General features: G+C 64.1%; 13 protein-coding genes. 8 read left to right on the top strand and 5 right to left on the bottom strand.

Going from position 1 to position 20644, the window contains the following annotated elements; all coding sequences use genetic code 11:
• The first annotated feature begins 74 nt into the window (after window positions 1-74).
• The 3 genes from glgX (at window position 75) to LOY37_RS11760 (ending at window position 4370) form a co-directional block, all read left to right on the top strand.
• Complete coding sequence (glgX, locus tag LOY37_RS11770; RefSeq protein WP_258716957.1) at window positions 75-2231, top strand: glycogen debranching protein GlgX; 2157 nt, start codon at window positions 75-77, stop codon at window positions 2229-2231.
• Complete coding sequence (locus LOY37_RS11765) at window positions 2221-2988, top strand: endonuclease/exonuclease/phosphatase family protein (protein WP_093383713.1); 768 nt, start codon at window positions 2221-2223, stop codon at window positions 2986-2988. Before glgX ends, LOY37_RS11765 begins: the two co-directional genes overlap by 11 nt.
• Before the next feature lie 311 nt (window positions 2989-3299).
• The gene (locus LOY37_RS11760; RefSeq protein ID WP_258716956.1) at window positions 3300-4370 is read left to right on the top strand and encodes an autotransporter outer membrane beta-barrel domain-containing protein; all 1071 of its coding nucleotides are present in this window, start codon (window positions 3300-3302) and stop codon (window positions 4368-4370) included.
• A 15-nt stretch (window positions 4371-4385) separates the two neighbouring features.
• On the opposite strand, the gene glgB is transcribed toward LOY37_RS11760, so the two are convergent.
• Genes glgB through LOY37_RS11745 form a run of 3 tightly spaced genes read right to left on the bottom strand, consistent with a single transcriptional unit; the run spans window position 4386 to window position 11946 of the window.
• Window positions 4386-6596, bottom strand: a complete 2211-nt coding sequence (gene glgB, locus LOY37_RS11755; protein WP_258716955.1) for a 1,4-alpha-glucan branching protein GlgB — start codon at window positions 6594-6596, stop codon at window positions 4386-4388.
• Window positions 6597-9908: a maltose alpha-D-glucosyltransferase gene (treS, locus tag LOY37_RS11750; RefSeq protein ID WP_258716954.1), complete on the bottom strand. Its 3312-nt coding sequence runs from the start codon at window positions 9906-9908 to the stop codon at window positions 6597-6599.
• Between the two features lie 13 nt (window positions 9909-9921).
• Window positions 9922-11946, bottom strand: coding sequence for an alpha-1,4-glucan--maltose-1-phosphate maltosyltransferase (locus LOY37_RS11745; protein WP_258716953.1), 2025 nt, complete (start codon window positions 11944-11946; stop codon window positions 9922-9924).
• Between the two features lie 140 nt (window positions 11947-12086).
• Here LOY37_RS11745 and LOY37_RS11740 point away from each other — a divergent pair, with 140 nt between their 5' ends.
• Window positions 12087-12248, top strand: a complete 162-nt coding sequence (locus LOY37_RS11740; RefSeq protein WP_177329165.1) for a hypothetical protein — start codon at window positions 12087-12089, stop codon at window positions 12246-12248.
• 58 nt (window positions 12249-12306) lie between these two features.
• Here LOY37_RS11740 and LOY37_RS11735 read toward each other — a convergent pair whose 3' ends face one another.
• The gene (locus LOY37_RS11735) at window positions 12307-13980 is read right to left on the bottom strand and encodes an AMP-binding protein (RefSeq protein ID WP_258716952.1); all 1674 of its coding nucleotides are present in this window, start codon (window positions 13978-13980) and stop codon (window positions 12307-12309) included.
• 269 nt (window positions 13981-14249) lie between these two features.
• Between LOY37_RS11735 and LOY37_RS11730 the strand changes: the two genes are divergently transcribed.
• The 4 genes from LOY37_RS11730 to LOY37_RS11715 all read left to right on the top strand — a co-directional run bounded on the left by LOY37_RS11730 (window position 14250) and on the right by LOY37_RS11715 (window position 19923).
• Window positions 14250-15413: an isovaleryl-CoA dehydrogenase gene (locus tag LOY37_RS11730; protein ID WP_045198521.1), complete on the top strand. Its 1164-nt coding sequence runs from the start codon at window positions 14250-14252 to the stop codon at window positions 15411-15413.
• Window positions 15414-15545: 132 nt separating this feature from the next.
• Complete coding sequence (locus tag LOY37_RS11725) at window positions 15546-17150, top strand: carboxyl transferase domain-containing protein (RefSeq protein WP_045198519.1); 1605 nt, start codon at window positions 15546-15548, stop codon at window positions 17148-17150.
• Between the two features lie 2 nt (window positions 17151-17152).
• Window positions 17153-17971 (top strand): gamma-carboxygeranoyl-CoA hydratase, encoded by an 819-nt coding sequence (locus tag LOY37_RS11720; RefSeq protein ID WP_045198517.1) that lies wholly within the window; start codon window positions 17153-17155, stop codon window positions 17969-17971.
• On the top strand, window positions 17968-19923 hold the full coding sequence (locus LOY37_RS11715) for an acetyl/propionyl/methylcrotonyl-CoA carboxylase subunit alpha (protein ID WP_258716951.1): 1956 nt from the start codon (window positions 17968-17970) through the stop codon (window positions 19921-19923). The genes LOY37_RS11720 and LOY37_RS11715 overlap by 4 nt, the downstream gene beginning before the upstream one ends.
• 51 nt (window positions 19924-19974) lie before the next feature.
• On the opposite strand, the gene LOY37_RS11710 is transcribed toward LOY37_RS11715, so the two are convergent.
• Window positions 19975-20634, bottom strand: coding sequence for a LexA family transcriptional regulator (locus LOY37_RS11710; protein WP_045198513.1), 660 nt, complete (start codon window positions 20632-20634; stop codon window positions 19975-19977).
• Between the last annotated feature and the right edge of the window lie 10 nt (window positions 20635-20644).

The following is a 20644-nucleotide window of genomic DNA, read 5'->3' as shown; positions in this document are numbered from 1 at the left end:
GGAGCGGCGGTGCGACGCCTCGACTTGCCCCGCGATAACCCCTGTGCCAACCCCCGGTCTGATCAAGGATTTCCATGAGCAAGCCAAAGCCTACCGCCGAAGTTCACCTCGAACCCTCGCGCATCCGCGAGGGCCTGCCCTTCCCGCTGGGCGCCAGCTGGGATGGCCTGGGGGTTAATTTTGCCCTGTTCTCGGCCAACGCCACCAAGGTTGAACTGTGCCTGTTCGATGCCAGCGGCGAGGTCGAGCTCGAACGCATCGAGCTACCGGAGTACACCGACGAGATCTTCCACGGCTACCTGCCCGATGCCCATCCCGGGCAGATCTACGGCTACCGCGTACACGGCCCGTACGATCCGCAAAACGGCCACCGTTTCAACCCCAACAAACTGCTCATCGACCCCTACGCCAAGCAACTGGTCGGCAGCCTGAAATGGTCCGAGGCGCTGTTCGGCTACACCATCGGCCACCCCGACGGCGACCTTAGCTTTGATGAGCGCGACAGTGCGCCGTTCGTGCCCAAGTGCAAGGTCATCGACCCGGCCTACACCTGGGGCCGCGACCAGCGCGTGGGCATTCCCTGGGAGCGCACCATCCTCTATGAGGCCCACGTGCGCGGTATCAGCATGCGCCACCCGGCGGTGCCAGAGGCCAATCGCGGCACCTTTGCCGGGCTGATGTGCGACGAACTGCTGGGGCATATCAAGCAGCTTGGGGTGAGCTCGATCGAGTTGCTGCCGATCCATGCCTTCGTCAACGACCAGCATCTGCTGCAAAAGGGCCTGAACAACTATTGGGGCTACAACAGCATCGCCTTTTTTGCCCCGCACCCGCGCTACCTGGCCAACGGCAAGATCGCCGAGTTCAAGGAGATGGTCGCGCACCTGCATGACGCCGGCCTGGAGGTGATTCTCGACGTGGTCTACAACCACACCGCCGAAGGCAACGAGCTGGGCCCGACCCTGTCGATGCGCGGCATCGACAATTCCTCCTACTACCGGCTGATGCCCGATGACAAGCGCTTCTATATCAACGATTCGGGCACCGGCAACACCCTCGACCTCAGCCACCCCTGTGTTTTGCAACTGGTCACCGACTCGTTGCGTTACTGGGCCGGCGAGATGCACGTCGACGGTTTTCGCTTCGACCTGGCGACCATTCTCGGCCGCTACCACGAGGGCTTCGACGAGCGTCACAGCTTTCTCGTTGCCTGCCGCCAGGACCCGCTGCTCAGCCAGGTCAAGCTGATTGCCGAGCCCTGGGACTGCGGCCCCGGTGGCTACCAGGTGGGCAATTTCGCCCCCGGCTGGGCAGAATGGAACGACCGTTTTCGCGATACCGTGCGGGCTTTCTGGAAAGGCGACGAAGGCCAGCTGGCCGACTTTGCCGCGCGCATGACCGCCTCCGGCGAGCTGTTCAACCGCCGCGGGCGCAGGCCCTACGCCTCGGTCAACTTCATCACCGCCCATGACGGCTTCACCCTGCGCGACCTGGTGTCGTACAACGACAAGCACAACGAGGACAACGACGAAGGCAACCAGGACGGCAGCAACAACAACCTGTCATGGAACCACGGCGTCGAAGGTCCCACCGACGACCCCGAGATCAAGGCCCTGCGCCTGCGCCAGATGCGCAATTTCTTCGCCACCCTGCTGCTGGCCCAGGGTACGCCGATGATCGTCGCCGGCGACGAGTTCAGCCGCACCCAGCACGGCAACAACAATGCCTACTGCCAGGACAGCGAGATCGGCTGGATCAACTGGGAGCTGGACGAGGATGGCGCGGCGCTGCTCAAGTTCGTCAAGCGCCTGACCAAGCTGCGCCTGGCCTACCCGGTGCTGCGCCGTTCGCGTTTTCTGGTCGGTGACTACAATGAGGCGATCGGGGTCAAGGACGTCACCTGGCTGGCGCCGGACGCCAGCGAGATGAGCGTCGAGCAATGGCAGGACGCCCACGGGCGCTGCCTGGGCATGCTGATGGATGGCCGCGCCCAGGTCAGCGGTATTCTGCGCCCCGGCGCCGATGCCACCTTGCTGCTGATCGTCAACGCCCACCACGATACCGTGGCCTTTACCTTGCCCGAGGTGCCGGAAGGCGAATACTGGAACTGCCTGATCGACACCGACCGGCCGCAACTGCGCAAAGGCGAGCATCATGACTTTGGCAGCGAGTTCCAGGTCAGTGGCCGCTCGTTGCTGTTGCTGGAGCTGTTCCGTGACGATGATGTCTGAAAACCAGGCGGCCGCGGTCAAGCGCCTGCGGGTGCTGACCGTCAATACCCACAAGGGCTTTACCGCCTTCAACCGGCGCTTCATCCTCCCCGAACTGCGTGAAGCGGTGCGCAGCACCCGCGCTGATATCGTCTTTCTCCAGGAGGTGCTCGGCTCCCACGACCGCCATGCCGCCCGTTACGCCGGCTGGCCGCAGACCTCGCAGTACGAGTTTCTCGCCGACAGCATGTGGAGCGATTTCGCCTACGGGCGCAATGCCGTGTACCCGGACGGCCATCACGGCAACGCGCTGTTGTCCAAGTACCCGATCATCGAACACCGCAACCTGGATGTCTCGATCACCGGCCCCGAGCGCCGCGGCCTGCTGCACTGCGTGCTGGATGTGCCCGGGCAGCGCGAGGTGCATGCCATTTGCGTGCACCTGTCACTGCTCGAAAGCCACCGGCAACAGCAGCTGCAACTGCTGCGCAAGCTGCTCGACTCACTGCCTGGCGATGCCCCGGTGATCATCGCCGGCGACTTCAACGACTGGAAACTGCGCGGCAACCGCACCCTCAACCTGCACCGCGACCTGCACGAAGCCTTCGAGCGTCATCACGGTCTGCTTGCCCGCACCTATCCGGCGCGCTTGCCGCTGCTGCGCCTGGACCGCATCTACCTGCGCAACGCCCACAGCCATGCCCCGCAAATTCTCGGCAACAAGCCCTGGAGCCACCTCTCCGATCACCTGCCATTGGCCGTGGAAGTGCAGCTTTAGCAATCATTCGGCATAGCCGCACCGCTGGAAAGAGCGGTTGCGGCTATAGGATGTAAATTTTTGTTTAATTTCAGCTAATTGCCACTACCAATAGCTTGACAACGGTTATTTCACGCTTTCTTGACGCCCGCCCCGTCCTCTCCTTAGCTACAAGTAATGCAGCAACTGCAGATTCCATTCCGAGCCTCTAGCGCGCGCTTTTCAGCGCGCGACAGGGACCGGTTTGCTGGTTTGGGTCGCCCTCTGGTTTTGCTTTACAGCCCGTGACATCAGGCCAGAACCCTGGCTTATAAAAACAGAGGAGAACCGCCATGAAAAAAACTCCGAATCCTGCGGGCTTTGAGTATGTTTTCTATGCGGTTTCCACGTCGCTGCTACTGGCAACCCCGTTGGAAACCCATGCATTGGGCCTGGAGGATAACGACCCGTTCAACAACCTGGTGCAGGCCCAACCTGTACTTTCGCTCAACCCGGTCAGCGCCAGCGGCCTGGGCCTGAGCACCCTCGGTGCGTTTTCCGAACGCCTGGCCGAACGCCATGCGCCAGCACCGAACGACAGCATCGCCAGCCAGTGGGCGCAGTTTTTCCCGACTGCGGTGCGCACCTCGAGCCCGGAGGCCGACAACCTCGCCACGCCGAACCAGAGCCTGCAGATCAGCCCGGACCTGTTTATTCGTGAAACCGCTGGCGGCAATACTCACCGCGCCGGTTTCTTTGTCGGCCACAGCAACCTGCAAAGCGGTTTCGACGGCCTGCGCAAACCCCAGGTCGCCAACAAAGAGAGCGTGCTCAACCTCGACGGGCAAAGCCTGGGTGTGTACTGGAGCATGACCCACGACCAGGGCTGGCACCTGGATGCGGTGGCCATGGGCACGCGCTTTGATATCAATGGCCGCAGCGAGAGCGGCCAGCGCCTGGATGGCAACGGCCACGCCCTGACCCTCTCGGTCGAGGGCGGCTACCCGATCAGCCTGGGCAACAACTGGACCCTGGAACCGCAAGCACAGTTGATCAACCAGCAGTACTTTCCCGGCAGTCAGACCCAGACCGACACCCAGCAAGCCTTTGACCAGCAGCCCAACTGGACCGGCCGGGTCGGTGCCAAATTGTCGGCGCGCTACAACGTGCGCGGCATGCCGATCGAGCCGTTCGTGCGCACCAACGTCTGGTACGACTTCTCCAATGCCGACACCGTGAGCCTGGACAAGGTCGACAAGATCAGCAGCGGGCGCAACTCCGCCACCGTCGAACTGGGCTTGGGCCTGGTGGCGCGGGTCACGCCGAAAGTGGCGCTGTTTGTCAGCGCCGACTACAGCAGCGATGTCGATGACAATGACCTCAACGGCCTGATCGGCAACCTCGGTGTCAGGGTGCGCTGGTGATGCGAGCGCTGGCCATCACTGCGGCCGCAGGATCAACACCCCCAGCGGCGGCAGGTTGAGCCGCAACGACAGCGGCTGGCCATGGCTGGGCTGGGCCTGGCTGGCCACCTCGCCAAGGTTGCCGTAGTTGGAGCCGGCATAGCCCTCGGCATCGCTGTTGAACACCTCGGCCCAGCGCTCGCCAAACGGCACGCCGATGCGATAGCCCTCGCGCGGCACCGGGGTGAAGTTGGCCACCACCAGCAACGGCTCGCCGTTCACGCTCCAGCGCAGCCAGGCATACACACTGTTGTGCGCGTCATCGCCGATCAACCATTGAAAGCCTTGCGGCACGCAGTCCTGTTCATGCAGCGCACGCTCGTCGCGGTACAAACGGTTGAGGTCGCTGACCAGCCGTTGCACACCCAGATGCTCGGGGTACTTGAGCAGGTACCAGTCCAGTTCGCTGTCGTGGTTCCACTCGCGCCACTGGCCAAACTCACAGCCCATGAACAACAGTTTTTTGCCCGGATGGGTCCACATGAAGGTCAGGTAGGCGCGCAGGTTGGCGAATTTCTGCCAGCGGTCGCCGGGCATCTTGTCGATCAGCGAATGTTTGCCGTGCACCACCTCGTCGTGGGAGATCGGCAGGATGAAATGCTCGGAGTAGGCATAGATCAGGCCAAAGCTCATTTCGTTGTGGTGATAGGTGCGGTGGATCGGGTCGTTCTGGATGTAATGCAGGGTGTCGTGCATCCAGCCCATGTTCCACTTGTAGGCAAAGCCCAAACCGCCCTGCTGGGTCGGCTGGCTGACCCCAGGCCAGGCCGTGGACTCTTCGGCAATCACCAGGGCGCCGGGGGCCTCCAGGGCCACCACGTCGTTGAGGTGACGCAAAAAGTCGATGGCTTCGAGGTTCTCGCGCCCGCCATGGCGGTTGGGCACCCACTCGCCGGCCTTGCGCGAATAGTCGCGGTAGAGCATCGAGGCCACGGCATCGACGCGCAGGCCGTCGATATGAAAATGCTTGAGCCAGTGCAGCGCCGAGGCCAGCATGAAGCCGTGCACTTCGGTGCGCCCAAGGTTGTAGATCAGCGTGTCCCAGTCCTGGTGGAAGCCCTCCAGCGGGTTGTCGTACTCGTACAGCGCGGTGCCGTCGAAGCGCGCCAGGCCGTGGGTGTCGGTGGGGAAATGCGCCGGCACCCAGTCGAGGATCACGCCGATCTGCGCCTGGTGGCAGGCGTCGATGAAGGCGGCAAAGTCTTCGGCACTGCCGTAGCGCGCGGTCGGCGCGAACATCGACAGTGGCTGGTAACCCCAGGAGCCGCCAAACGGATGCTCCATGATCGGCATCAGCTCGATATGGGTAAAGCCCAGCTGCTGGATATAGGGCACCAGGCGCTCGGCCAGCTCGCGCCAGTTGTAAAAGCGCGCCACTTCGCCATTGTCATCCAGCTCACATTGCCAGGAGCCGGCGTGCAATTCGTAGATCGACAGCGGCGCGCTGCTGGCCTGGCGTTCACCGCGCAGCTGCATCCAGTCCTGGTCTTGCCACTCATGGGCCAGGGGGCCGGCGACCCTTGAGGCGGTGCTCGGCGGCAACTCGGTGGCGCGGGCCAGCGGGTCGGCCTTGAGCGGCAGGATGCCGTCGCGCCCGAGCACTTCGTATTTGTACGCTTCGCCGGCCCGCAGGCGCGGCACAAACAGTTCCCAGACCCCGGACGGATGGCGCAGGCGCATGGGGTGACGGCGGCCGTCCCAGTTGTTGAAATCACCCACCACCGAGACCCGCCGGGCGTTCGGTGCCCACACCGAAAAGCGCACGCCATCGACGCCTTCGACATTCAGCGGTTGCGCGCTCATCGCCCCCGCAAGATCACGGTGGTTGCCCTCGGCAAACAGGTACAGGTCCATGTCGCCGAGCAACGGCCCAAAGCTGTAAGGGTCTTCGGTGATCTGCTCGCCGCCGGCCCAGTTGATCTGCAACAGGTACGGCTGCGATTCGCGCAGATGTGTGATGAACAACCCCGGTACCGGGCCCTGCTCCAGCTCTGCCAGCACGCGACTGTCGTCACGGGCCAGCACCCGTACGTTCAGAGCGTTGGGCAGGTAGGCGCGGACAAACTGGCCACCGGCACCATCCGGGTGCGGACCGAGCACCGCGAACGGGTCGGTATGTTCGGCTCTTACCAGGGCATCGATATCGCGCTGCCCCAGTCCTCCTTCCTCGCGCTTGCGTTGCGTCATTTACTGCTCTCCCCAGGTACTGATCAGACCATGCAGGCCATGCAAAGGCACGGCCAGCCAATGCGGACGGTTCTCGGCTTCGTAGAGGATTTCGTAGGCGACTTTCTCGAGACTGAACAACGCCAGCGCCGCCTGCTCGCCGTCAGCCTGCTGCCAGGCATGGGGCATGGCCGCGGTGGCCAGCCCATAGGCCTCGACAAAAGCATGCCGGGCCTGGTGCAGGTAACGGCGGGCGACGCGCTGACGCGCCTGACGGGCAGCCTCGCAAAGGTCGACAGCAGAAGCACTGCGCAGCACCATCGCTGCAGCATAGTCGAAGGAACGCAGTACGCCGCTGACATCCTTGTACGGGCTGTGCCTGGCCCGCCGCTCATCCAGCGGTCGCGCCGGTTCGCCTTCGAAATCGATCAGGTAGGCATCGCCCTGCACCACCAGCACCTGGCCCAGGTGCAAGTCGCCATGGACGCGCATCAACAGCCCGCCGACCGCCTGTTTGCTCAGTTCGGCTATGTGCTTGAGCAGGCTCTTGCGTTGCTGTTGCAGGTCGTCGACCAGGGCCTGGCTGGCGCTGTCGAGGCTGGCGCGATGTGCTTGCAGCAGGTCCAGGGCGCGGCTCAGCTGGGCGCTGATGTGCGTGTTCCAGGCCTGGCTGTCGCGGCTGCTGCTGGCCCGCGGCTGGAACGCCGGATCGGCGCTGGGCGCCGCCAGCAGCAGGTGCATCTCGCCCAGGCGCTGGCCGAGCAAGGCGGCAAAATCGGCAAGGTCCTGCAGGGCATCGGTGTGCACGTCCTGATCGTTGCTCGAAGGCTCCATCTCGTCGCGAATGGCCCGTTCGAGGTTGTTCTGGGTCCAGTCCCAGGCGTCGCCCTGGTTGCTCAGGTAGCCCTGGGCGATCATCAGCAGGTGCGGTTGCGCCTTAGCGTCGACGCGGCTGACCCAGGCCAGCAGCGGCGAGATATTGGCAAAGCCTGCGGCCGTCAGGTAGGCGCTCATCTCCAGCTCGGGGTGCACCCCGGGGTTGACCCGGCGGATCAGCTTGAGCACCAGGCTGCCACCGACCACCACCGAACTGTTGGACTGCTCGGCGCTCAGGTATCGCACTTGCGCGTCGTCGCCCAGGTTCAATGCCGCCAGTTGTTCTGTGGCGGTAAAACGCAGCTCGCCCTCGCTGCACGGCAAGCGCAAGCCGTCCTTGCAGCCGGCCAATACCGCGCGCACGAAGCTCTCAAGCACGAAGCCATCGGTGATCAGCCCCACCTGGCGGCCGCGGCGCACCCGCGCCAGGGCCAGTTGCTGCGGCGCCGGGCTGTTGATGTTTTCTTCGCCGATCAGGCCGAACGGCAGTTGATAGCGGCTGCTCTGGCCGCCGCCCTGCACGTCGATCTCGCTGAGCAGCACCGGGCTGGTGGCGTCGCCAAAACGCACGCCGTAGGCGATCTGCACCTGTTCGATGCGGCTTTCCTTGCCGGCAAACCAGCGGCGCTTGGGCAGGTACTGGGGCAGGATGCTGTCTTGCAGGGTGGCCCGCGACGGCGCTTCAAGCAGCTCCTCCATGCGCTTTTTCAGCACCAGGGTGGTGAACTCCGGCAGGCTCTGGGCCGGTTCCATGTGCCAGCTGGGCATCTGGTCCTTGTCAGCGAGCAGGAACCAGTAAAAGCCGTAAGGCGGCAAGGTCAGCAGAAACGGCAACTGGCCGATCGGCGGGAAGGCACTGCCGCCGAGCATCTCCACCGGCACCTTGTCGGCGTACTGCTGCAGCTCAAGCTCAGCCGCCTGTGCGGCGCGCGAGACGTTGGCCACGCAGAGGATGATCTCGGTCTTGCCGTCGCTGCCGGTGTACTCGCGGATGTAGGCGAGAATCCGCCGGTTGCTCGGCGTGAGCATATTCAGTGCGCCGCGGCCGAAGGCTTTTTGCTGCTTGCGCACCGCCAGCAGGCGGCGGTTCCAGTTCAATAGCGAATGCGGGTCGTGGGCCTGGGCCTCGACGTTGACCGACTGGAAACCGTACAGCGGGTCCATGATCGGCGGCAGCACCAGGCGCGCCGGGTCGGCGCGCGAAAACCCGCCATTGCGGTCGATCGACCACTGCATCGGCGTGCGCACGCCATCGCGGTCGCCCAGGTAGATGTTGTCGCCCATGCCGATTTCGTCGCCGTAGTACAGGGTCGGCGTGCCGGGCATCGACAGCAGCAGGCTGCACAAAAGCTCGACCCGGCGCCGGTCGCGCTGCAGCAATGGCGCCAGGCGCCGGCGAATGCCGAGGTTGATCCGCGCCCGGCGATCCTCGGCGTAGTAGTTCCACAAGTAGTCGCGCTCGCGGTCGGTGACCATCTCCAGGGTCAGCTCATCGTGGTTGCGCAAGAAGATCGCCCATTGGCAGTTGGCCGGGATCTCCGGGGTCTGACGCAGGATGTCGGTGATCGGAAAGCGGTCTTCCTGGGCCACGGCCATGTACATGCGCGGCATCAGCGGGAAGTGAAAAGCCATGTGGCATTCATCGCCCTGCCCTTCGCCAAAGTACAACTGGGTGTCTTCCGGCCACTGGTTGGCCTCGGCCAGGAGCATGCGGTCGGGGTAGTTGGCATCGATCTCGGCACGGATCTTTTTCAGCACCTGGTGGGTTTCAGGCAGGTTCTCGTTGTTGCTGCCGTCGCGCTCGATCAGGTAAGGGATGGCGTCCAGGCGCAGGCCGTCGACGCCCAGGTCGAGCCAGTAGCGCATGACCCCGAGCACCGCCTTGAGCACCTGCGGGTTGTCGAAATTGAGGTCCGGCTGGTGCGAGTAGAAGCGGTGCCAGAAGTATTGGCCGGCCACCGGGTCCCAGGTCCAGTTGGATTTCTCGGTGTCGAGGAAGATGATCCGCGTGCCGTCGTACTTCTGGTCGCTGTCGGACCACACGTAAAAGTCCCGGGCCTTGCTCCCCGGCTTGGCGCGCCGGGCTTTCTGGAACCACGGATGCTGGTCGGAGGTGTGGTTGATGACAAGTTCGGTTATCACCCGCAGGCCGCGCTTGTGCGCCTCGGCAATGAAGTGCTTGACGTCAGCCAGGGTGCCGTAGTCGGGGTGCACTGCCTTGTACTCGGCGATGTCGTAGCCATCATCGCGCCGTGGCGAAGGGTAGAACGGCAGCAGCCACAGGGTGTTGACCCCAAGCTCGGCGATGTAGTCGAGCTTGGCGATCAGGCCGGGGAAGTCACCGATGCCGTCGTTGTTGGAATCAAAGAAGGATTTGACGTGTACCTGGTAGATGATCGCGTCCTTGTACCACAACGGATCATCGATAAAGGCGGCTGGGCGGGCGCGCTTGGCCATGCTCGACTCCTTTCTAGTGGGCTTTTTCGATACGCCAGACAGCGAACGGCAGGTGCCAGGGCTCGATGCGCATCCATTGGGTCTTGCCATGCCAGGTCCAGCGATGGCCGCTCATCAGGTCTTCGCCGAAGGTGTCGGCATGGTCGTCCAGGCCCAGCTCCCACAACGGCAGCTCGAAGTGCGCCTCCTGGGCGTTGTGCGGGTCGAGGCTGACGGCGATGAGGATGAAGTTGTCGCGCTCGGCAGTGCGTTTGCCGAAGTACAGGATGTTGTCATTCCAGGCGTTATAGAAGGCCACGCCCAGGTGGGTGTGCAAGGCCGGATTCTGCCGGCGGATGCGGTTGAGCTGGGCGATTTCGGCGATGATGTTGCCTGGCTGGCTGAAGTCGCGCGGGCGGATCTGGTACTTCTCCGAATCCAGGTATTCCTCCTTGCCTGGCACCGGCGTCGCCTCGCACAGCTCGAACCCTGAGTACATGCCCCACAGGCCTGAGCCCATGGCCGCCAGCGCGGCGCGAATAAGGAAGCCGGCGCGCCCCGATTCATGCAGAAAGTACGGGTTGATGTCCGGGGTATTGACGAAGAAGTTCGGCCGGTAGCAGTAGCACCACGGCGGCTGGTTGAGCTCCTCGAAGTAGCTTTGCAGCTCGGCCTTGGTGTTGCGCCAGGTGAAGTAGCTGTAGCTCTGGGAGTAACCGACCTTGCCCAGGCGCGCCATCATCGCAGGCTTGGTGAAGGCCTCGGCGAGGAAGATAACGTCCGGGTACTGGCTGCGCACATTGGCGATCAGCCAATGCCAGAACGGCAAGGGCTTGGTGTGCGGGTTGTCGACGCGAAAGGTCTTGACCCCCTCCTTGACCCAGCCCACCACCACATCGCGCAGCGCCAGCCACAGGGCCGGTACCGAATCGGCGGCATAGAAGTCGACGTTGACGATGTCCTGGTACTTTTTCGGTGGGTTCTCGGCGTAGCGGATGCTGCCGTCCGGGCGCCAGGAGAACCAGCCCGGGTGCTCCTTGAGCCAGGGGTGGTCCTGGGAACACTGGATGGCAAAATCCAGGGCGATTTCCAGGCCATGCCCGGCGGCGGCGGCCACCAGCCGGCGAAAATCCTCGCGGCTGCCCAGTTGTGGGTGAATCGCCTCGTGCCCGCCCTCGGCGCCGCCAATCGCATAAGGGCTGCCGGGGTCACCGGGCTCGGCCTGCAAGGCATTGTTGCGGCCCTTGCGGTGGCGCACACCGATCGGGTGGATGGGCGGGAAGTACAGCACGTCAAAGCCCATGTCGCGGATCATCGGCAAGCGTTGGTGCACGTCATTGAAGGTACCGTGCCGCTCGGGGTCGTCGGTGACCGAGCGCGGAAACAGCTCGTACCAACTGGCGAACCGGGCCTGGATGCGTTCGACATCCAGCGGGTATTCAGGGCTGCGGCTGAGGTAGGTACGGTGCTCGGCCTCGGCCATCAGAACGGCGGTGTCCGGGTGCAGCAGCAAGGCCACCTGCTCGTCGACGGGCAAACCGGGCAGGTGCTGGTACAGGGCCTGCAGCTGGTCACGCAGGGGCCCGTTGCTGCGAGCGATATTGTGCTCGATCTGCAGCAGCCCTTCCTGCAGCTCCAGGGGCACCGCGACGCCTGCGTTGAATTTCTTCTCCAGGTCGTGGCAATAGGTGGCGAACGGGTCGATCCAGGCCTCGATGCTGAACAGGTGGCGGCCCTGCTCGCTGACGGTGAACTCGGCCTGCCACAGGTCATTGCCGGCAAACTGCATCGGCACACAGTGCCAGCGCCGGCTGTGGGCCTGGCGCCAGTTGAGCATCACCGCCAGGGCGTCATGACCGTCGGCGTAAACCTTGCTGCTGACCTGCACCGGCTCAGCGACCACCGCCTTGACCGCAAACAGCCCGCCATCAAGCACCGGCACGGTGTTCTCGATCACGATCCGCGGTTCGAGCAAGGCCTGGGACAGGCTCAGGGCCTGGTCCGGGTGGTCGCTAGCCGCAGTCATACGGTCGGTTTCGAAGGGCTCATCGCGGGTCATCGAACGTTGCTCCGTTATGAAGTGGCGGTAAAGGTTCAGAGCGGGGGCGCGGCCCGGGGTTCAAAAAAAATGAGCGATTGGCCGGGCCCGGGGTCGAAACCCTGAGCATGCCATCCACAACCCCGTTGCGAGGTCAGGCCATGAACATTCCCATCCCGGCTGAAACGCCCGATCCGAATATAGACGACCCGACACTGCCACCGCCGGTGCCAGAGCAGGACCCTGATGAGGTGCCGGTGCAACCGACGGTGCCGCCCACCGTGGGCGACCCGCCGAGTAACGAGCCGCCGGTGAAAGCGTAGACATCGCGGGGCAAGCCCGCTCCTACAATATCTAGGAGCGGGCTTGCCCCGCGAAAAATCAGCGTTTGATCAGCTCTTCAATGCTGATCTCGCGCATCCTGAACTTCTGCACCTTGCCGGTCACCGTCATCGGAAACTCATCGACAAAGCGGAAGTAGCGCGGGGCCTTGAAGTGGGCAATGCGGCTCTTGCACCACTGCTGCAGTTCGATCTCGCTGGCGCTGTGGCCGGGGTGAAACTTGATCCAGGCGACGATCTCTTCGCCATAACGCTCATCGGGTATGCCGATCACCTGCACATCCGCCACCGCCGGGTGGGTAAAGAAGAACTCTTCCAGCTCGCGCGGATAGATGTTCTCACCGCCGCGAATGATCATGTCCTTGTTGCGCCCGGCGATGCACACATAGCCGGCCTCGTTCATGCTCGCGAGGTCCCCGGTGCGCATCCAGCCGGCCGGATCGATGGCTTCGCTGGAGGCCGCCGGGTTGCCCCAGTAACCGAGCATCACGCTGTAACCGCGGGTGCACAGCTCGCCGATCTGCCCGCGCGGCACAATGCAGCCCTGCTCATCGATGATCTTGCTTTCCAGCTGCGGCTGGGTCCGCCCTACCGTGGTCACGCGAAGTTCAAGGTCGTCATCGGCGCCGGTCTGCAACGACACCGGGCTGGTTTCGGTCATGCCGTAGGCGATCTGCACCTCGCTCATGTGCATCTCGCCGATCACCCGGCGCATCACCTCGATCGGGCAGGTGGCGCCGGCCATGATCCCGGTGCGCAGGGTCGACAGGTCCATCTCGCTACGCTGCGGGTGATCGAGCATGGCGATGAACATGGTCGGCACGCCATACAGGGCGGTGGCCCTCTCCTCGATGACGCAGTTCAACGTCAGCAGCGGATCGAAGGCGTCGTTGGGGTAGATCATGGTGCTGCCATGGGTGACACAGCCGAGGTTGCCCATGACCATGCCGAAGCAGTGGTACAGCGGCACCGGGATCACCATGCGGTCGTGCTCGCTCAGGCCCAGGCTCTCGCCGACCATGTAGCCGTTGTTGAGGATGTTGTAGTGGCTGAGGGTCGCGCCCTTGGGGAAGCCGGTGGTGCCGGAGGTGTACTGGATGTTCACTGGTTGGTCGAACTGCAGGCTGTGCTGACGGGCCTGGAAGTCGGCCGGGTCGGTTTCGCTGGCCAGCCAGGCCAGGCGCTCCCAGGGCAGAAAGCCTGCTGGCGGCTGGGCATCAAGGCTGATCAACCCGCGCAGCTCCGGCAGGCGTTCGCTGCGTAGCTGCCCTGGCGCTTGCTGGGCGAGGTTGGGCAGCAGCTCGCCAAGCATGGCGTGGTAATCGGAAGTTTTGAAGGCACCGGCGCTGATCAGCCACTGGCAGCCCGACTGCTTGAGCACGTATTCAAGCTCGCTGGTGCGATACGCCGGGTTGATGTTGACCAGGATCACGCCGATCTTGGCGCTGGCGAACTGGGCAATGCACCACTGCGCGCAATTGGGCGCCCAGATGCCTAAGCGATCGCCGGTTTTCAGCCCCAGCGCCATCAGCGCGCGGGCATGCAGGTCGACGCTGGCGGCCAGCGTCTGCCAGGTGTAGCGCTGCTGCTGATGTCGCACCACCAGCGCCTCGCGCTGGGCAAAGCGGGCGACCGTCTGGTCGAATGCCTGGCCGATGGTCATGGCCAGCAACGGCTTGTCCTGACGGCCCTGGGTATAGCTCGGTTGATTCATGGCGGTCCCTTTTTGTGGTTGTTCTGGGAGCTGATTCAAGCGCGACTTACTCTGGCGCATATTTACGTTAACGTAAAGGTCATGGCGAGATTGACAGCTAACGATGGCAGGTTTACGTTAACGTAAAGGTTACTGACAAACAGGGTTTGTGTTGTGAGGCTATCGCGGGGCAAGCCCGCTCCCACCAAGAACTGTAGGAGCGGGCATAACCTGCGATGAGGCCAGCACAAGCACCCTTAATCCAAGAACAATCAACAATAGGTGCCCGCATGCGTTATCCGACCCTGAACTTCGCCCTGGGCGAAACCATCGACATGCTTCGCGACCAGGTGCAGTCCTTCGTCGCCGCAGAGCTGGCGCCGCGCGCCGCGCAGATCGACCAGGACAACCTGTTCCCCGCCGACATGTGGCGCAAGTTCGGTGACATGGGCCTGCTGGGCATCACCGTCAGTGAAGAATACGGCGGCGCCGGCCTGGGCTACCTGGCCCACGTGGTGGCCATGGAAGAAATCAGCCGCGGCTCGGCCTCGGTCGCCCTCTCCTACGGCGCCCATTCCAACCTCTGCGTCAACCAGATCAACCGCAACGGCAACGCCGAGCAGAAAGCCAAGTACCTGCCCAAGCTGATCAGTGGCGAGCACATCGGCGCCCTGGCCATGAGCGAGCCGAATGCCGGTTCCGACGTGGTATCGATGAAACTGCGCGCCGAACAGCGCGGCGACCACTTCGTCCTCAACGGCAGCAAGACCTGGATCACCAACGGCCCGGACGCCAACACCTACGTGATCTACGCCAAGACCGACCTCGACAAAGGCGCCCACGGCATCACCGCCTTTATTGTCGAACGCGACTGGAAAGGCTTCAGCCGCAGCAACAAGTTCGACAAGCTGGGCATGCGCGGCTCGAACACCTGCGAGCTGTTCTTCGACAACGTCGAAGTACCCAAAGAGAACATCCTCGGCGTGCTCAACGGCGGCGTCAAAGTACTGATGAGCGGCCTGGACTACGAGCGTGTGGTGCTCTCCGGCGGCCCGACCGGGATCATGCAGGCCTGCATGGACCTGGTGGTGCCCTACATCCATGACCGCAAGCAGTTCGGCCAGAGCATCGGCGAGTTCCAGCTGATCCAGGGCAAAATCGCCGACATGTACACCCAGCTCAACGCCAGCCGCGCCTACCTGTACGCCGTGGCCCAGGCCTGCGACCGCGCCGAAACCACGCGCAAGGACGCCGCCGGGGTCATCCTCTACACCGCCGAGCGCGCCACCCAGATGGCCCTTGAGGCGATCCAGATTCTGGGAGGCAACGGCTACATCAACGAATTCCCGGCCGGCCGCCTGCTGCGCGATGCCAAGCTCTACGAGATCGGCGCCGGCACCAGTGAGATCCGCCGGATGCTGATCGGCCGCGAACTCTTCCAAGAGACGCGCTGAAGCGCTTAGCAGCAAGCTACAAGCGGCAAGTCGATGCAGCCCGCGCAGTGCTGACGGCTCGCGACTGCCGCCATAACACAGATCAGTCTTGCAGCTTGAAGCTTGTCGCTTGATTCTGCGTGAGGAACCACAATGATCATCAAGTCTCACATCAATCCGAAGTCAGCAGAGTTCGCGCAGAGCTACGCCGCCATGGCGAACCAGGTCGACGCCTTGCGCAGCCTGATCGCCCAGGTGCACCAGGGCGGTGGGCCCAAGGCCCAGGAGCGGCACACCTCGCGGGGCAAACTGCTGCCACGCGAACGTATCGACCGCCTGCTCGACGCAGGTTCGCCGTTCCTTGAAATCGGCCAGCTGGCCGCCCATGAGGTGTACGGCGAAGACGTCCCGGCCGCAGGCGTGATCGCCGGCATTGGCCGGGTCGAAGGCGTCGAATGCATGATCGTCGCCAACGACGCCACGGTCAAAGGCGGCTCCTACTACCCGCTAACGGTGAAAAAACACCTGCGCGCCCAGGCCATCGCCCTGCAGAACCGCCTGCCGTGCCTGTACCTGGTGGACTCCGGTGGCGCCAACCTGCCGCGCCAGGATGAAGTGTTCCCTGACCGCGAGCACTTCGGGCGGATCTTCTTCAACCAGGCCAACATGAGCGCCCTCGGCATTCCCCAGATCGCCGTGGTCATGGGCTCGTGCACCGCCGGCGGGGCCTATGTGCCGGCCATGGCCGACGAAGCGATCATGGTCCGCCAGCAGGCGACGATCTTTCTTGCCGGCCCCCCGCTGGTCAAGGCTGCCACCGGCGAAGTGGTCAGCGCCGAAGACCTCGGCGGCGCCGACGTACACTGCAAAACCAGCGGCGTCGCCGACCACTATGCCGACAACGACGAACACGCCCTGGCCATCGCCCGGCGCTGCGTGGCCAACCTCAACTGGCACAAGCTCGGCGAGTTGCAGCAGCGCGCGCCGGTGGCGCCGCTGTACAGCAGTGAAGAGCTGTACGGCGTGGTGCCGGCCGATGCCAAGCAGCCGTTCGATGTGCGCGAGGTAATTGCGCGGCTGGTCGACGGCTCGGTATTCGATGAGTTCAAGGCGTTGTTCGGCACCACTCTGGTGTGCGGCTTTGCCCACCTGCACGGGTATCCGGTAGCGATCCTGGCCAACAACGGCATCCTCTTCGCAGAAGCTGCGCAAAAAGGCGCGCACTTCATCGAGCTGGCCTGCCAGCGCGGCATCCCGCTGCTGTTCTTGCAGAACATTACCGGCTTCATGGTCGGCCAGAAGTACGAGGCCGGTGGCATCGCCAAGCATGGCGCCAAGCTGGTCACCGCGGTGGCCTGCGCCCAGGTGCCGAAGTTCACCGTGATCATCGGCGGCAGCTTTGGCGCCGGCAACTACGGCATGTGCGGCCGCGCCTACGACCCGCGCTTCTTGTGGATGTGGCCAAACGCACGGATCGGCGTGATGGGCGCCGAACAGGCCGCCGGCGTGCTCGCCCAGGTCAAGCGCGAGCAGAGCGAGCGCAGCGGCCAGGCCTTCAGCGCCGAAGACGAAGCGCGTCTGAAGCAGCCGATCCTCGACCAGTACGAGCACCAGGGTCACCCTTACTACTCCAGCGCCCGGCTGTGGGACGACGGCGTCATCGACCCGGCGCAAACCCGCGAGATCCTTGGCCTGGCGTTGTCCGCGGCCCTCAACGCACCGATCGAACAGAGCCGTTTCGGCATTTTCCGGATGTGACCATGAGCGACTTCACTACCCTTGAACTGATCAAGGACCCCCGTGGTTTCGCCACCCTGTGGCTGAGCCGGGAAGACAAGAACAACGCCTTCAACGCGCAGATGATCCGCGAGCTGATCATCGCCATCGACCATATCGGCGCCGACAGCAGCCTGCGTTTCGTGCTGCTGCGCGGCCGTGGCCGGCACTTCAGCGCCGGTGCCGACCTGGCCTGGATGCAGCAGTCGGCGCAACTGGATTACAACACCAACCTTGACGACGCCCGCGAGCTGGCCGAGCTGATGTACAACCTGGCGCGGCTCAAGGTGCCGACCCTGGCGGTGGTGCAAGGCGCAGCCTTTGGTGGCGCCCTGGGCCTGATCAGCTGCTGCGACATGGCCATTGGCGCCAGTGACGCGCAGCTGTGCCTGTCGGAAGTGCGCATCGGTCTGGCGCCAGCGGTGATCAGCCCGTTCGTGGTCCAGGCCATGGGCGAGCGCGCCGCACGCCGCTACGCCCTCACCGCCGAACGCTTCAGCGGTGAGCGCGCCCGTGAGCTGGGCCTGCTGGCCGAAGCCTACCCGGCCGCCGAGCTGGAACAGCAGGTCGACAACTGGATCGACAACCTGCTGCTCAACAGCCCGCAGGCCATGCGTGCCAGCAAGGAGCTGCTGCGTGAAGTCGGCCCCGGCGAGCTGACCCCGGCCATCCGCCGCTACTGCGAAAACGCCATCGCCCGCATTCGCGTCAGCCCTGAAGGCCAGGAAGGCCTGCGCGCCTTCCTGGAAAAACGCAGCCCGGCCTGGCAGGGCCAACCGTCGCACAAGGAGCCGCGCCCATGAGCCGCACCCCGTTGACCACCCTGCTGGTCGCCAACCGCGGCGAGATCGCCTGCCGGGTGATGCGCACCGCCAAGGCCCTGGGCCTGACCACTGTGGCCGTGCACAGCGCCATCGACCGTGAAGCGCGGCACAGCCGCGAAGCTGACATTCGCGTCGACCTCGGCGGCGCCAAGGCCGCTGACAGCTACCTGGACATCGACAAGCTGCTGGCCGCGGCCAAAGCCAGCGGCGCCCAGGCGATCCACCCCGGCTACGGCTTTTTGTCCGAGAACACAGGCTTTGCCCGCGCCGTCGAGCAGGCCGGGCTGATTTTCCTCGGCCCACCGGCCAGCGCCATCGATGCCATGGGCAGCAAGTCGGCGGCCAAGGCCCTGATGGAACAGGCCGGCGTGCCGCTGGTGCCGGGTTATCACGGCGAAGCCCAGGACCTGGAAACCTTCCGCGCCGCCGCCGAGAAAATCGGCTACCCGGTGCTGCTCAAGGCTACCGCTGGCGGCGGCGGCAAAGGCATGAAGGTGGTCGAGCACGAAAGCCAGCTCGGCGAAGCCCTGGCCTCGGCCCAGCGTGAAGCGCAGTCGTCGTTCGGCGATGCGCGCATGCTGGTGGAAAAATACGTGCTCAAGCCGCGCCACGTAGAGATCCAGGTGTTCGCCGACCAGCACGGCAACTGCCTGTACCTCAACGAGCGCGACTGCTCGATCCAGCGCCGGCACCAGAAGGTCGTCGAAGAAGCCCCTGCCCCGGGCCTGAGCAGCGCCCAGCGCCAGGCCATGGGCGAAGCGGCGGTCAAGGCGGCCCAGGCCATCGGCTATGTCGGTGCCGGTACTGTGGAGTTTCTGCTCGATGCCCGCGGCGAGTTCTTCTTCATGGAGATGAACACCCGCCTACAGGTCGAACACCCGGTCACCGAAGCGATCACCGGCCTGGACCTGGTCGCCTGGCAGATCCGCGTCGCCTGTGGCGAGCCATTGCCAATCACCCAGGCGCAGGTGCCGCTCAACGGCCATGCCATCGAAGTGCGCCTGTATGCCGAAGACCCGGCCAATGACTTTCTCCCGGCCACCGGCCACCTGGCGCTGTACCGCGAGTCGGCGCCGGGCGAAGGCCGACGGGTGGACAGCGGCGTCAGCGAAGGCGACGACGTCTCGCCGTTCTATGACCCGATGCTCGGCAAACTGATCGCCTGGGGCGAAACCCGCGAGCAGGCGCGCTTGCGCTTGCTGGCGATGCTCGACGAGTTTGCCATCGGCGGGCTGAAAACCAATATCGCCTTTCTGCGGCGCATCCTCGCCCACCCGGCATTTGCCGAGGCCGAGCTGGATACCGGGTTCATCCCGCGTTATCAGGAACAATTGCTACCGGCAGCGCAAGCCTTGCCGGCGGCGTTCTGGCAGGCGGCGGCCGAAGCCTTCATCCAGAGCCAGCCGCTGCGACCGCGTGACGATGACCGTCACTCGCCGTGGGCCGCCAACAACGGCTTTCGTGCCGGCGTGCCGGCGCAGGTCAGCCTGCACCTGACCTGCAACGGTGAAGCTCGGGTCATCAACCTGACTCAGACGGATGCATCGAAGCTGACCCTGGACGGCGAGCAGCTACTGATCGACGAAGACGGCCTGCGCCGCCGGCACCTGGCAATCCGCCGTGGCCAGACCCTGTACCTGCAATGGGACGGCGAGCTGCACAGCGTCAACCGCTACGACCCGATTGCCGAGGCCGATGCCAGCCACAGCCATCAGGGCGGCCTTGGCGCGCCAATGAACGGCAGCATCGTACGGGTGCTGGTGGAGGTTGGCCAGGCGGTGGAAGCTGGCACGCAGCTGGTGGTGCTGGAAGCCATGAAGATGGAACACAGCATCCGCGCGCCCCATGCCGGGACAGTCAAGGCGCTGTTCTGCCAGGAAGGCGAGATGGTCAGTGAAGGGGCTGTGCTGGTGGAGCTGGACGAGGCTTGAGGGCCTCATCGCGGGGCAAGTCGGGTCGCCTGCCCCGCGATGAGATTCAGCTCAAAACTTGACCAATGCCTGCACCACCACCCCCAGCAACTCACACTGCTCGCTGCACAAGGCCTTGGGATAGGTCGGGTTGAGCGGGCGCAAGTAGCGCTGGCCGCCCTCCTCGCTCAACTGGCGAAAACTCGTTGCCGTGCTGCCTGGCGAACGCGCGATCACCAGTTTGCCGGGTTCGGCCGCAAGCCCGGTATCGACCAGGATCAGCATGCCCTCGGGCACGCTCAAGCCCAACGGCGCGGTCATCGCGTCGCCTTCGACCCTGAGCCAGAACGCCCGCCCCTGCGCTTTATAGTCGGTTGACTGCAACGGCGTGTCATCGGCCACCTCAACCGGGTCAAGATTGCCCCAGGCCAGAATCGGGTAGCGAAAATACAGTTCGTGCTGTAGGCCATCGGCGCCAGCCACAGTAGTCGGGTTGCCCGATACCGTGTAGGAACCGTTGCTTTCCGACACCTGATTGGGGAAAACCATCTGCAGCGGCGGCAGCCCCACTTCCACCAGAATCTGGTTGAGCACCCGCAGTTTCGGCTCGCGCTCCTCGCGCAGCCAATGGCCCACGGCGCCCTGGGTGACCCCGATGCGTTCGGCGAGATTTTCCTGCGTGACTTTCAGTTCACGCATCCTGGCTTTAACCAGGTCAGTCCATTTATCCATCGCTGGCACG

The organism is Pseudomonas sp. B21-012 (assembly GCF_024749305.1).
Lineage (GTDB): Bacteria > Pseudomonadota > Gammaproteobacteria > Pseudomonadales > Pseudomonadaceae > Aquipseudomonas.
The sequence above is the reverse complement of the archived record's forward strand: the minus strand, read 5'-3'. Positions and strand labels throughout refer to the sequence as shown.

Coding starts and splice junctions, on each gene's coding strand:
- glgX (WP_258716957.1), top strand. CDS start 75: ATGAGCAAGCCAAAGCCTACCGCCGAAGTTCACCTCGAACCCTCGCGC.
- LOY37_RS11765 (WP_093383713.1), top strand. CDS start 2,221: ATGATGTCTGAAAACCAGGCGGCCGCGGTCAAGCGCCTGCGGGTGCTG.
- LOY37_RS11760 (WP_258716956.1), top strand. CDS start 3,300: ATGAAAAAAACTCCGAATCCTGCGGGCTTTGAGTATGTTTTCTATGCG.
- glgB (WP_258716955.1), bottom strand. CDS start 6,596: ATGACGCAACGCAAGCGCGAGGAAGGAGGACTGGGGCAGCGCGATATC.
- treS (WP_258716954.1), bottom strand. CDS start 9,908: ATGGCCAAGCGCGCCCGCCCAGCCGCCTTTATCGATGATCCGTTGTGG.
- LOY37_RS11745 (WP_258716953.1), bottom strand. CDS start 11,946: ATGACCCGCGATGAGCCCTTCGAAACCGACCGTATGACTGCGGCTAGC.
- LOY37_RS11740 (WP_177329165.1), top strand. CDS start 12,087: ATGAACATTCCCATCCCGGCTGAAACGCCCGATCCGAATATAGACGAC.
- LOY37_RS11735 (WP_258716952.1), bottom strand. CDS start 13,980: ATGAATCAACCGAGCTATACCCAGGGCCGTCAGGACAAGCCGTTGCTG.
- LOY37_RS11730 (WP_045198521.1), top strand. CDS start 14,250: ATGCGTTATCCGACCCTGAACTTCGCCCTGGGCGAAACCATCGACATG.
- LOY37_RS11725 (WP_045198519.1), top strand. CDS start 15,546: ATGATCATCAAGTCTCACATCAATCCGAAGTCAGCAGAGTTCGCGCAG.
- LOY37_RS11720 (WP_045198517.1), top strand. CDS start 17,153: ATGAGCGACTTCACTACCCTTGAACTGATCAAGGACCCCCGTGGTTTC.
- LOY37_RS11715 (WP_258716951.1), top strand. CDS start 17,968: ATGAGCCGCACCCCGTTGACCACCCTGCTGGTCGCCAACCGCGGCGAG.
- LOY37_RS11710 (WP_045198513.1), bottom strand. CDS start 20,634: ATGGATAAATGGACTGACCTGGTTAAAGCCAGGATGCGTGAACTGAAA.